The sequence below is a fragment of the Pigmentiphaga sp. CHJ604 genome, from assembly GCF_036972535.1.
Lineage (GTDB): Bacteria > Pseudomonadota > Gammaproteobacteria > Burkholderiales > Burkholderiaceae_B > Pigmentiphaga > Pigmentiphaga daeguensis.
On sequence record NZ_CP136998.1, the window covers coordinates 2507320 to 2519281 of the forward strand.

The 11962-nt window shown below is 66.7% G+C and carries 14 protein-coding genes; 8 read left to right on the forward strand and 6 right to left on the reverse strand.

The annotated features are described in order from the left end of the window. The first annotated feature begins 114 nt into the window (after positions 1–114). Both bioB and arfB read left to right on the forward strand, forming a co-directional pair. Positions 115–1116 carry a biotin synthase BioB gene (gene bioB, locus R4823_RS12070; protein WP_087841267.1) on the forward strand — a complete coding sequence of 334 codons (1002 nt, stop codon included), beginning with the start codon at positions 115–117 and terminating at the stop codon, positions 1114–1116. A gap of 7 nt (positions 1117–1123) precedes the next feature. After that, a complete protein-coding gene (gene arfB, locus R4823_RS12075) occupies positions 1124–1546 on the forward strand; it encodes an alternative ribosome rescue aminoacyl-tRNA hydrolase ArfB (protein ID WP_279818377.1) in 423 nt (140 codons plus the stop codon). Between the two features lie 16 nt (positions 1547–1562). Here arfB and R4823_RS12080 read toward each other — a convergent pair whose 3' ends face one another. The 5 genes from R4823_RS12080 to R4823_RS12100 form a co-directional block, all read right to left on the reverse strand. Then, positions 1563–2123 carry a DUF1415 domain-containing protein gene (locus R4823_RS12080; RefSeq protein ID WP_087841269.1) on the reverse strand — a complete coding sequence of 187 codons (561 nt, stop codon included), beginning with the start codon at positions 2121–2123 and terminating at the stop codon, positions 1563–1565. A gap of 12 nt (positions 2124–2135) precedes the next feature. Continuing rightward, on the reverse strand, positions 2136–3026 hold the full coding sequence (locus R4823_RS12085) for a cation diffusion facilitator family transporter (RefSeq protein WP_338618772.1): 891 nt from the start codon (positions 3024–3026) through the stop codon (positions 2136–2138). A 115-nt stretch (positions 3027–3141) separates the two neighbouring features. After that, the gene (locus tag R4823_RS12090) at positions 3142–3846 is read right to left on the reverse strand and encodes a hypothetical protein (protein ID WP_338618773.1); all 705 of its coding nucleotides are present in this window, start codon (positions 3844–3846) and stop codon (positions 3142–3144) included. Positions 3847–3932: 86 nt separating this feature from the next. Then, complete coding sequence (locus R4823_RS12095; protein WP_087841272.1) at positions 3933–4583, reverse strand: carbonic anhydrase; 651 nt, start codon at positions 4581–4583, stop codon at positions 3933–3935. 95 nt (positions 4584–4678) lie between these two features. Beyond that, entirely contained in the window at positions 4679–5128 is a 450-nt protein-coding gene (locus R4823_RS12100; protein WP_132980294.1) for a hypothetical protein, read from the reverse strand. Positions 5129–5450: 322 nt separating this feature from the next. Between R4823_RS12100 and R4823_RS12105 the strand changes: the two genes are divergently transcribed. Then, on the forward strand, positions 5451–5747 hold the full coding sequence (locus R4823_RS12105) for a hypothetical protein (RefSeq protein WP_338618775.1): 297 nt from the start codon (positions 5451–5453) through the stop codon (positions 5745–5747). A 16-nt stretch (positions 5748–5763) separates the two neighbouring features. On the opposite strand, the gene R4823_RS12110 is transcribed toward R4823_RS12105, so the two are convergent. Further along, positions 5764–6750, reverse strand: a complete 987-nt coding sequence (locus R4823_RS12110) for a tripartite tricarboxylate transporter substrate binding protein (RefSeq protein ID WP_279819926.1) — start codon at positions 6748–6750, stop codon at positions 5764–5766. 352 nt (positions 6751–7102) lie between these two features. Between R4823_RS12110 and R4823_RS12115 the strand changes: the two genes are divergently transcribed. From R4823_RS12115 to groL, 5 genes are all read left to right on the forward strand, one after another. Further along, on the forward strand, positions 7103–8017 hold the full coding sequence (locus R4823_RS12115) for a LysR family transcriptional regulator (RefSeq protein ID WP_338618777.1): 915 nt from the start codon (positions 7103–7105) through the stop codon (positions 8015–8017). A 146-nt stretch (positions 8018–8163) separates the two neighbouring features. Continuing rightward, positions 8164–8976 carry a TauD/TfdA family dioxygenase gene (locus tag R4823_RS12120; RefSeq protein ID WP_087841277.1) on the forward strand — a complete coding sequence of 271 codons (813 nt, stop codon included), beginning with the start codon at positions 8164–8166 and terminating at the stop codon, positions 8974–8976. 161 nt (positions 8977–9137) lie between these two features. Continuing rightward, on the forward strand, positions 9138–9770 hold the full coding sequence (locus tag R4823_RS12125) for a diguanylate cyclase (protein ID WP_338618778.1): 633 nt from the start codon (positions 9138–9140) through the stop codon (positions 9768–9770). A 162-nt stretch (positions 9771–9932) separates the two neighbouring features. Next, positions 9933–10250, forward strand: coding sequence for a co-chaperone GroES (locus tag R4823_RS12130; protein WP_087841279.1), 318 nt, complete (start codon positions 9933–9935; stop codon positions 10248–10250). A gap of 26 nt (positions 10251–10276) precedes the next feature. After that, positions 10277–11899 (forward strand): chaperonin GroEL, encoded by a 1623-nt coding sequence (groL, locus tag R4823_RS12135; protein WP_338618780.1) that lies wholly within the window; start codon positions 10277–10279, stop codon positions 11897–11899. Positions 11900–11962 lie beyond the last annotated feature (63 nt).

Genomic DNA, 11962 nt, shown 5'->3' on the forward strand with positions numbered 1-11962 from the left:
GCCGATTTTTAAGGCAAAAAACGGATTTTGAATATTTGATGCCGCCGTCCGGCTTGCTTACCATGTGCGCTGGCGCGGCCCGCGGGCCGCGCCATTCCCCGTGAAGGAGTTCCCATGCAAGCTGATCCCGCCGTCGCGCCCGCGGCCGCCGCTGTTACATCTCGCCGCAATTGCGCATCCTGGAACGTCGATGCCGTGCTGGCGCTGTTCGAGCTGCCGTTCGCCGATCTGCTCTATCAGGCGCAGCAGGCGCACCGGCGCTTCTTCGATCCCAACGCCATCCAGTTGTCGACCCTGCTGTCGATCAAGACCGGCGGGTGCCCCGAGGATTGCTCGTACTGTCCGCAGTCCTCGCGCTACGACACGGGCGTCGAGACCGAGAAGCTGATGCCGCTGGCCGAGGTGCTGGCGGCGGCCCGGGCCGCCAAGGACAACGGCGCGACGCGGTTCTGCATGGGCGCGGCCTGGCGCAGCCCCAAGCCGCACCAGGTGGACGCGGTGGCCGACATGGTCAAGGCGGTCAAGGACCTGGGCCTGGAAACCTGCGTGACGCTCGGCATGCTGCGCGACGGCCAGGCCGAACAGCTGCGCGAGGCCGGGCTCGACTACTACAACCACAACCTGGATACCTCGCCCGAGTTCTACGGCCGCGTCATCACGACGCGTACCTACCAGGACCGGCTGGATACGCTGGGGCGCGTGCGCGACGCCGGGATCAAGGTCTGCTGCGGCGGCATCGTGGGCCTGGGCGAATCGCGCCGCGAGCGGGCGGGCCTGATCGTCCAGCTGGCCAACATGGATCCCTATCCGGAGTCGGTGCCCATCAACAACCTGGTGCGCGTGCAGGGTACGCCGCTGGCGGACAACGCCTCGGTGGATCCGTTCGAATTCGTGCGCACCATCGCGGTGGCGCGCATCACCATGCCCGAGGCCGTGGTCCGGCTGTCGGCGGGGCGCGAGCAGATGGACGACGCCTTGCAGGCCCTGTGCTTCCTGGCCGGCGCCAATTCCATGTTCTACGGCGACAAGCTGCTGGTCACCGAGAACCCGCAGGCCGAGGCCGACCGCGAGTTGCTGCGGCGGCTGGGCATGCGCGTGGATACGGCCGCGCACTGAGGCCCGCATGCCGCTCCTGCATCTGGCTCCCGGGGTCGCCATCGATGAAGACGAGATCGTCTTCACGATGATCCGCGCGCAGGGGGCGGGCGGACAGAACGTCAACAAGGTGTCGAGCGCGGTTCACCTGCGCTTCGATCTCGGCGCCTCGTCGCTGCCCGGGGCGTGGAAGGAGGCGCTGATACAGAAGGCGGACCGGCGCATCTCCAGCGCCGGCGTGGTGGTGATCAAGGCGCAGGCCTATCGCAGCCAGGAAAAGAACCGCGCCGACGCGCTCGAGCGCCTGGCGGCCCTGCTGGCCTCGGTGGCGGAACCGCCCAAGCCGCGCAAGCCCACGCGGCCGACCAAGGGGTCGCAGCAGCGCCGCCTGCAGCGCAAGGTCCGGCATGGCGAGATCAAGCGCATGCGCGGGCGGGTGAACGAGGACTGAAGCCCGCGCGGGCGTCCTACAGCCCCAGCTTCTTCCAGCCTTCGTGGCCCAGTTCGCGCAGCGTCTCGATGTTGCGTTCGTAGATGCTCTCGGCTTCCGGGAACGCCTCCACCGCCTTGTCCACGCTGGCCTCGCGCAGCAGGTGCAGGGTGGGGTAGGGCGAGCGGTTGCTGTAGTTCTCGATGTCGTCGGCGCCGGTGCCCGCGAACTGGTAGTCGGGATGGAAACTGGCGACCTGGATCTCGCCTTCCAGGCCCAGCGCTTCCACGGCGGCGTCGGCCTCGTCCAGGAACTCGTTGTAGTCGTAGAAATCGGCCAGTGTCCAGGGGTGGATCAGCAGCAGGGTGTCGACCTGTTCCGGGTCGCTCTGCGCCAGCGTGCGCAGGCAGGCGCCCAGTTCCTCGAGCAGCGCGTCGGGGTCGCGCGCATCGCTGACCACGTACTGGATCTGGCCCTTGGTATGGACGGCCTTGGCGAAGGGACAGAGATTCAGGCCGATGACGGCCTTCTCCAGCCACGCGCGGGTGGCGTCGATGATGGCCGGATGGGTGAGGGAGTCGGGCGGGGACGTGAACATGATGCGTGGCGCTCAGCTGATGCGGACCTCGGGCGAGGCGACCGCCTGTTGTTCGGGCTCGATGTGGATGACGATGGAGCTGCCTTCGATGTAGCCATGGATGGCGGTTTCCAGCCGGTCGCAGATCGCGTGGGCGGCGCCCACCGACATCGCGCCGGGCACGACGAGATTGAATTCGATGAAGACGCGGGGGCCCGAGCGGCGCGAGCGCAGGGTGTGGGCCTGCAGCGCCCCGGTGCCGTGGTCGCGGATGATCTGCCGCACGCCGTCGACGATCTCGCGCGGCAGGGCTTCGTCCATCAGGCCGCCCACCGAGTCGCGCATCAGCTGCCACCCCGACCACAGGATGTGCAGCGCCACCAGGCCGGCGATGATGGAATCCAGGCGGGTCCAGCCGGTCAGCGCCACCAGCGCCACGCCGATCACGACGCCTATCGACGAGACCACGTCGGTCCACAGGTGGCGGCCGTCGGCGACCAGCGCCGGCGAGTGCCAGCGGCGCCCGTAGCGCATCAGCAGGGTGCCCCAGGCGCCGTTGATCAGGGTGGCGCCCAGGTTGATCGCCATGCCCAGCACCGGCGCGTCGAGCGGGCGGGGATTCATGAAGCCCTGGTAGGCCTCGCGCAGGATGGTCAGCGCGGCGAACACGATCAGCGTGCTTTCCAGGACCGCGGACAGGTACTCGGCCTTGTTGTGGCCGTAGGGGTGGTTGGCGTCGGCGGGCATGGCGCTGACCGACAGCGCGACCACGGTGATGACGGCCGTGGCCACGTTGATGATGCTTTCCAGCGCGTCGGAATACAGCGCGATGCTGCCGGTGAGCCGGTAGGCGAGGTATTTCAGGCCAAGGACGGCGATCCCGACGACGATGGTGATCACGCCGAATCTCGTGGCGCGTGTCATGGGGACTCCGTTTGCCCGTGGCGCGGGGCGGACAGGACGGGAGGGAGCATGGGCTCGGGCAGGCGTGCGGATCCCGGCATTCTAGCCGGGTCCGCGCGGTTTGCGTGCCCGCCGCTCAGCGGCCGCCCAGGCCGGGCAAGAGGCCCCGCAGGTCGGGTATCTGGAACGAGCCGCCGGGCATTTCGAAGCGCGAAGGCGGGGGCGCGCGGTCGTCCAGGGTCTCGACCCGGAAGCGGTCGCCGAAGCGCAGCAGGCCCAGCCGATCGGCCTGCAGGCGCCGCGCCAGGTCGTCGGCGCCGGGCGGAAGCAGCGTGCCCGACAGCGAGGCCAGGCTGCGGCCCAGTTTCAGCGCCGCGGCGGTCAGTTCGCTGGCCGCCGGCGCCGAGGCCAGGACCAGTTCTTCGGTGCGCCGCTGCCGGCGGCCGTCCTCGTAGGTCAGCACGTAGACGGTGCCGCCCAGTCCGGCCACGGTTTCGCTGCGCGTGGTCGGTTGCAGGGAGACGATGGCGCTGACCTGTTCAAGGGCGGCCGTCGGGCTGGGCATCAGGCCGCCCGCCATGCGCATCAGGTCGGCCGCTTCCATGACCACCTGCTGCCCGTTGACGCGGCTGACGGCGTAGATCTTGTCGCCGCGGGCCAGCAGGTAGTTGTTGGGGCTCTGGGGCGAGGCCGCCCGCAGATTGTTGCCGGCGTATTCGACCGAGGCGGAGAAAGGCTGCCCCCGGTCGTCCAGCCCGGCCAGCCGGGCGGTCCCGGCGGCGTGGGCGAGCAAGGGTAGGGACAGGGACAACAGCGCCGTGGCGGCGATACGTAACATCATGGTCCAGGCTCCATGCGCAGCGGCCGTGCGCGGTGCAAACCGCTTGGACCGCCGGCGCCGGATGACGTTGCGTAAAAATTGTTGCCCTAGTCCAGCGGCAGCGGGCTTTCGGAGACGGGATGGAACTCGCCGGTGGCCGGGTCGCGCACCATCAGCACGCCGGTGGCGACGCCGAAATAGGCCCCGTGCAGTTGCAACTGGCCTCGTTCCACCAGGATGCGCACGCAGGGGAAGGTCATCAGGTTGTTCAGGCTGTGTTCGACCGTGGCCAGTTCCAGCTGCCGGATGTACATGCCGGGGTTTTCGCCGGGCGGGACGGTGCGTTCGACCACCGGGGCGATCTGCTGCATCCACTTGCCGATGAAATCCCCGGGCGACAGCGGGTCGGCGCTGTTGGCGAAGGCCGAGACGCCGCCGCACAGCGCGTGGCCGAGCACGACGATGTGCTTGACGCGCAGCGACTGCACGGCGAACTCCAGCGCCGCGCTGGTGCCGTGGTAGTGCTGGGTGATGCCTTCGTAGGGAGGGACGAGGTTGGCGACGTTGCGGACCACGAAGATCTCGCCGGGGCCGGCGTCGAAGATGACTTCCGGGGCCACGCGGGAATCGCAGCAGCCTATGACCATGATTTCGGGCTTCTGGCCCTTTTCGGCGAGCGTCTTGTAGCGGGTGCGTTCGTCGTTGAAGCGGCCGCCCAGGAAAGAGCGGTAGCCGTCTGTGAGTCGTGCTGGGAACATGCTTCACCTGTTGCTGGCCCGCCCTGGAGGGGCGGGGAGCATCATGATACCAGCCGCCGCTTTTCCCGGATGCTGGGGGATGCCCGGGGCCGCGCTCAGCGCGCGGAGTCCTGGGCGGCGCGCAGGCTGACGACGGCTTGGGACAGCAGGTGCAGCGGGTCTTCCGACGCCACGACGGGAACGTCGTTCAGCGTCAGCACCAGGACGCCGGCGGGCAGTTCGATCAGCTTCAGGGAGCCGGGAGGGATGGCCAGCCCCGCCTTGGGCGCGATGATCTTGAGCGTGGTCAGCAGCGCCGCGATCTCGTCGTGTTCGTAGATGGGATGCCAGTGCGACAGGCGGTCCATCACCTCCTGGTACAGGGATTCCCCGGGGCTTTGCAGCGACTGCTCGACGCCGAAGATCTGGGCGCTCCAGAGCCCGCGTTCGTCTGTTTCGATGGTGATGGCGCCGGCCGGGATGTCCGGACGCAGTGGGTGCACCACTGCCCTGAGGTGGGCTTCCGCAGTGGGGCGGGTCTCGCGCGTCGTGGGAGGAATGCGCATGGCGGAGTCCGTTCCGATTTGGGTCCAGCTTAGCCGCATGGCCGGTCGCGAGGGGTTACAGCGCCGTTGCGGTTTTTTCCGGGTTTAACAGCTTGGTTGCGTCGGCGGGCCGTGTCGCGCGCGGCGCAACGAGCGGCGCGGCGCTGTGGAGTTCGCGGCCGCGCTTCTATATGCTTGCCTGCTGGGCAGACAACGACAAATTACGAGGATTGCGGAATCCATGAGAACGGTGCTCGCGGGACTCGCGACCGCTGTGACGATGGGGTGCGCCATGACCGGTCACGACCGGGCAGGTGTCACGACTTCGGGGCAGGAGGAGTGCGTGACCAGTCGTGACGTGAAAGAGGTCATCGTCCGGCTCAGGGACATGGGATGGACCGCCCAGCGCACGATCGACGCCGTGCTTTCGAACTCTCGCCTGGACGATGCCGAGACCCGTACCTGGTTCATCGGGCTGGTCTCGGAAATCTACGAGGGCAGCACCTCGCTGGCCGAGGTCGACGCCGACTATGTCGCCTGCATGAAATCCCTGTCTCCCCAGGCGCCGCCCGTGCAATCCGCATCGGCCGGAAAGGCGGCGCCCGCGGCCGGAGGGCCGCGCGGCGACTCTCCGGGCTAGGGGGAAGGGCCCAGGCTTATTCCGGCTGCACGCCCGCGGCCTGCGCCACGTTGCGCCAGCGCGCGACCTCGCTGCCGACGAAGGCGGCGAACTGTTCCCTGGACATGGGCTTGGCGACTTCGCTGCCGGTCTGCTCGATGCGCGCGATGTAGTCGCGATCGGCGGCGACCTTGGCGATCTCGGCGTTCAGGCGCGACGCGATGTCGGCGGGCAGGTTCGCGGGGCCGAACAGGCCGGTCCAGGTCGTGACGTCCAGCCCCTTCAGGCCGCTTTCCTTGAAGGTGGGCACGTCGGGCAGCGCGGCCGAACGCTTGTCGCTGCTGATGGCCAGCGCCCGCAGCTTGCCGGCGCGCACCGAGGCCAAGGTGTTGGGAATGGTTTCCAGCATGAGCTGGACCTGTCCGCCCAGCAGGTCCGGCATGGCGGCGCCGCCGCCCTTGTACGGAACGTGGACGATCTCCACCTTGGCTTCCGACTTGAACAGCTCGCCGGCCAGGTGCGAGATGGCGCCGATGCCCGCCGAGGCATACGACAGCTTGTCGGGGTTGGCGCGGGCGTAGTCGATCAGGCCCTGCAGGTTCTTGACCTGCAGCGAGGGGTTGACCACCAGGACCAGGGGGCCGTCCTGCAGGCGGCCGATGGCGGTGAAGCTCTTGGCGACGTCGAAGGGCAGGGTCTTCTTGAGCACCGGGTTGATGGCATGGGTACCGATGGTGCCGAACAGCAGCGTGTAGCCGTCCGGCTGCGCCCGCGCCACGTAGTCCGAGGCGATGATGCCGCCCGCGCCGGGCTTGTTCTCGATGATGACCGGTTGCCCCAGGCGCGCGGCCAGCGAGGCGCCGAAGGCGCGGGCCAGGATGTCGGAGGAGCCCCCCGCGGCGAAGGGCACCACCATGGTGACGGGGCGGGTCGGGTAACCCTGCGCGCTGGCGGCTCCCGACAGTCCGAGGGACGCGAAGGCCGCGGCAACACAGGTTCGCAGCACGTATTTTCTCAATGCCATGGTGAATGCTCTCTGGACGAAAAAAACGAAGGAAGAAAATATCCGGCCGGTTCCAGGCGGATAAAGGGTGATTATTCCGGCCCCATGGACGGGAATATTATTGATGTCTCTTCCGTTAATAATCCGCGCAATCCGGGGATGGTTTGCGCGGGCCACCGGATTCCCACGAAAAACAGTTTCGACACCTGGCCGTCAAACCGGATGTCGTGTTTCGTGTATGGTCCAATGGTTAATAGGTGACACACTATAAGCGCGCATCGAACCGTGTCAAGACCTTCTTGTCAAATTACGGCCTTAGCTGGAAGATAGCAACAAGCTATGCGAATACTGCATTTCTGTTAGATCGAAAACCATGGATTTCAAGCAGCTCGAATACTTCGTCCGTGTGGCCGAGCATGGCAGTTTCAGCCGCGCTGCCGCGGCGCTCGGCCTTGGACAGCCTTTCCTGAGCAGGCAGATCCGCCAGCTCGAGGTGGACCTGCGCAAGACCCTGTTCCATCGCCATGGGCGCGGCATCGTGCTGACCGATTCGGGCGAGCAGTTCCTGTTGTTCGCCCGCAGCGTGTTGCAACAGCTGGATGCGGCCACCCAGGTGCTGTCGCGGTCGGAAACCGAAATCACCGGCAGGGTGGTCATCGGCATGCCGCCGTCCCTGGGCAGGGTGCTGACCGTGCCGCTGGTGCGCGCCTTCAGCGAGCGCTTCCCGCTGGCGCGGCTGACCATCGTCGAGGCGCTGAGCATGACGCTGTACGAACGCCTGATCTCCGACAAGCTGGATGCCGCGTTGATGTACGACCCGGCCGTCTCGACCCTGACCGAGATCGAGCCCCTGGTGCGCGAGCCGCTATGCCTGATCCTGCGCAAGACCGAGGCGGCACAGGAGAGCCGGCCCCTGGCCTTTTCCCACCTGGCCGAGCACCGGCTGATCTTCCCGTCCGAGCCGCATCCGCTGCGGATGCTGGTCGAGGCCGAGGCCGCGCGGCAGGGCATCGCGCTGGATATCGCCTTCGAGATCGACGGGGTCGAGGCCATCGTGGCGCTGGTCGACAAGGGCTTCGGCGCGGCCGTGGTGCCCTACAACCTGGTGCGCGCGGGCATGCCGGGCACCGACCTGCGCATCTGCCCGCTGGTCGAGCCCGTGGTGGGCGGCGTGATCGGGCTGGTCACGCACAGCCGGCGGCCGCCCACGCTGCTGACGGCCAAGACCGTGGACCTGCTGCGGCAGACGGCGGCGGAAACCCTGGTGGGCAGCGAACCGGTTGCGTGAGTAATGCGAAAACTGCATAACAACTAGTCGAACTGAAGGCTAGCAGGATCGCAGCCCAAGAGGGATGATTTCACCCATGCCGACCGGGTCGCCGGTGGCCGCCGGGCGTGTCCGGTAGTTTGTCATTGCGGAATCAGGAAAACATCATGAAATATGAAGCCATCACGGTCAAACCCATATCCCCGCATATAGGCGCGGAAATCGGGAATATCGATCTGACCCGCCCGCTGTCCGACCAGGAGGTCAAGGAACTGCACGCGGCTTTCATCGAATACCAGGTCATTTTCTTTCGTGACCAGAAAATCAGTTTCGAAGACCAGATCCGCACGGCCGAATATTTCGGCACGCTGGGCAAGCACGTCGGCGTCAACACCATCAGCAAGACCACCGATAATCCCCTGGTGCGCAAGTTCCACTACGACGAGACCTCCAAGCAGATCTCGGGCGAGAACTTCCACAGCGACCAGTCCTGTGCGCCCATCCCGCCGCTGGGCAGCATGCTGTACAACCACACGGTGCCTCCGCACGGCGGCGGCGACACCATGTTCGCCAGCATGTACGCCGCCTACGACGCGCTGTCGCCCCGGATGAAGACCTACCTGGAAGGCCTGACCGCCACCCATGACGGCACGCGGGTCTTCGGTCCCGGCACGCCGATTTCCTCGCACCCGGTCATCGTGCGCCATCCCGAAAGCGGCAAGAAGCTGATTTTCGTCAACACCGATTTCACGTCGCACATCAACGAACTGCCCCGCCTGGAAGGCGACCGCATCCTGCAGTTCCTGATCGACCATTGCAACAAGCCCGAGTGGACCTGCCGCTTCCGCTGGGAACCGCATTCGATCGCATTCTGGGATAACCGCTGCACGCACCACAAGGCCATCTGGGACTACTGGCCCAACGTGCGTTCGGGTTTCCGCGTCCAGGTCGAGGGCAAGGAAGCCCCCGTGGCCGGCTGATTCTTTTTTCGTTGTCGTTGTTGTTGCCTGTGTTGGCGGCCTGCGTTGCAGGCCGCCTTTTTTCATTTCGGGCGGCTTGAAGCGGGCGCCATGCCGCGATAAATTTTTCCGCATGGCGGGCCGTGGCCGCATGCCGGCCCGCGTATCGAATCGGAGGCCTGATGAACGTCTTTGAAACGATTGCGGCCCAGGCGGCCGCCATGAAACTTCCCATTTATGCGGTTACCGCCGCGACCGTGCCCAGACGGGACGCGCCCATTCTCCTCATCATCCACTGGCATGGCTTCGCGCGCGAGACGCCGCTGCGGCTGGACGATTTGCCGCTGCCGCCGCGATCGGTGGCCGGTTCGGCCCTGCAGATCGATGCGCCGGGGGAGGGCATCGAGTCGGCCGAGCAGGCGCTGCTGGACGCCGCATGGCAACTGGGAGCCTGGGATCTCGAGCGCGTGGTGAAGCGCCCCTGGTGGCGGCTGGGGGCTCCCGCCAGCGAGGCCTTGGCGGGCCACCGGGCGTTCGGCGACTATCCCGACGCCGACAGCGCCGATCCCGGCGTCGTCATGGGGGCTCCCGACCGCGACGAGCTGATGCGGGCGGCCGCCCATCGCGGCTATGTGCGGTGGCTGTTCCGCCCTCGCAAGAGCGGGCTGTGGCAATGGGTAGAGGACGAGGACAGCACGCTGGACGGGACGGGGGGCCGCGAGCCGCCTTGCCCGGTGCTGCCGTATCCGCTGGAGGCGGGCCGCGCGGGGCGCGCCGTCTATCGGCTGGGCCGGGTGGATCGGTTAATCATTTGATGTAGCAATTTGATACAAACACCGTGCGCATCCCCCTCTTGAAGCGCACGCAGCCGCTCCTATTTTTCGATCCGCAGCGAGCCGCTGCCGGCACCGGCGACCTTGCACGGACGGTGCCGACATCCCCTTTCTGATGATTTGCAATCGCTTAGGAGATTGATCATGAAGATTCGTCCCCTTCACGACCGGGTTATCGTCAAGCGGATCGAACAACAACGCAAGACGGCCTCGGGCATCGTGATCCCGGACACGGCGGCGGAGAAGCCCGAGCAGGGCGAGGTCGTCGCGGTGGGGCCAGGCAAGTCCCTCGATGACGGCAGCGTGCGTCCGCTGACGCTCAAGGTCGGCGACCAGGTGCTGTTCGGCAAGTACGCCGGGCAGACCGTGAAGATCGACGGCGAGGAGATTCTCGTCATGCGCGAGGAGGACGTGCTGGGCGTGCTGGAAGGCGCCCGGGACGAACTGAAGAAGGCCGCCTGACGATCCGTCACCACGAGGAGAAAGACATGAGTGCGAAAGACGTCCAATTCCATGATGGCGCCCGTGCCCGCATCGTGCAGGGCGTGAACATACTGGCCAATGCCGTCAAGGTCACGCTGGGGCCCAAGGGACGCAACGTGCTGCTCGAACGCAGCTTCGGGGCGCCGGTGGTCACCAAGGACGGCGTGTCGGTGGCCAAGGAAATCGAACTCAAGGACAAGTTCGAGAACATGGGGGCCCAGATCGTCAAGCAGGTCGCCTCCAAGACCGCCGACGTCGCCGGCGACGGCACCACCACCGCCACCGTGCTGGCCCAGTCCATCGTGCAGGAGGGCATGAAATACGTGGCCTCGGGCATGAACCCGATGGACCTGAAGCGCGGGATCGACAAGGCCGTGGCCACCGTCGTCGAGGAACTGCGCAAGCTCTCCAAGCCCATCTCGACCAACAAGGAGATCGCCCAGGTGGCGGCGCTGTCGGCCAACTCCGACGAGGCCGTGGGCACGATCATCGCCCAGGCGATGGACAAGGTGGGCAAGGAAGGCGTCATCACCGTGGAAGACGGCAAGTCGCTGGAAAACGAACTGGACATCGTCGAGGGCATGCAGTTCGACCGCGGCTACCTGAGCCCGTACTTCATCAACGATCCCGAGAAGCAGGTCGCCCACCTGGAGGATCCGCTGATCCTGCTGCACGACAAGAAGATCTCCAGCATCCGGGATCTGCTGCCCGTGCTCGAGGCCACCGCGAAGGCCGGCAAGCCCCTGCTGATCGTGGCCGAGGACATCGATGGCGATGCGCTGGCGACGCTGGTGGTCAATGCCATGCGTGGCGTCCTGAAGGTCGCCGCGGTCAAGGCGCCCGGCTTCGGCGACCGCCGCAAGGCGATGCTGGAGGATATCGCCATCCTGACCGGCGCCACCGTCATCTCGGAAGAGACGGGCCGGCAGCTCGACAAGGCCACGCTGGAGGATCTGGGCAGCGCCAAGCGGGTCGAGGTCCAGAAGGAAAACACCATCATCATCGGCGGGGCCGGCGAGCAGTCGCGCATCGACGCCCGCGTCAAGTCCATCCAGGCGCAGATCGAACAGGCCACCAGCGACTATGACCGCGAGAAACTGCAAGAGCGCGTGGCCAAGCTGGCCGGCGGCGTGGCGGTCATCAAGGTCGGCGCCGCGACCGAAGTCGAGATGAAGGAGAAGAAGGACCGCGTCGACGACGCCCTGCATGCCACCCGCGCCGCGGTGGAAGAGGGCATCGTGCCGGGCGGCGGCATCGCGCTGCTGCGTGCCCGGGCCGCCGTCGAGAAGCTCGAGGGCGCCAACGCCGACCAGCACGCCGGCATCCGCATCGTGCTGCGCGCGCTCGAGGCGCCGCTGCGCGCCATCGTGGCCAACGCCGGCGAAGAGCCCTCGGTGATCGTGTCCAAGGTGCTGGAAGGCAAGGGCAACTTCGGCTACAACGCCGCGACGGGCGAATATGGCGACCTGGTCGCCATCGGCGTGGTCGATCCGACGAAGGTGACCCGTACGGCGCTGCAGAACGCGGCGTCCATCGCCGGCCTGATCCTGACCACGGACGCCACCGTGGCCGAGCTGCCCAAGGAAGAGAAAGCCCCGGCGCCCGCCGGAGGCGGCATGGACTTCTAAGCCGCCGCAGCGCGCCGACCCCTGCCGACCGCGCCGTATTCCGGCGCGGTTTTTTTTGCGCAT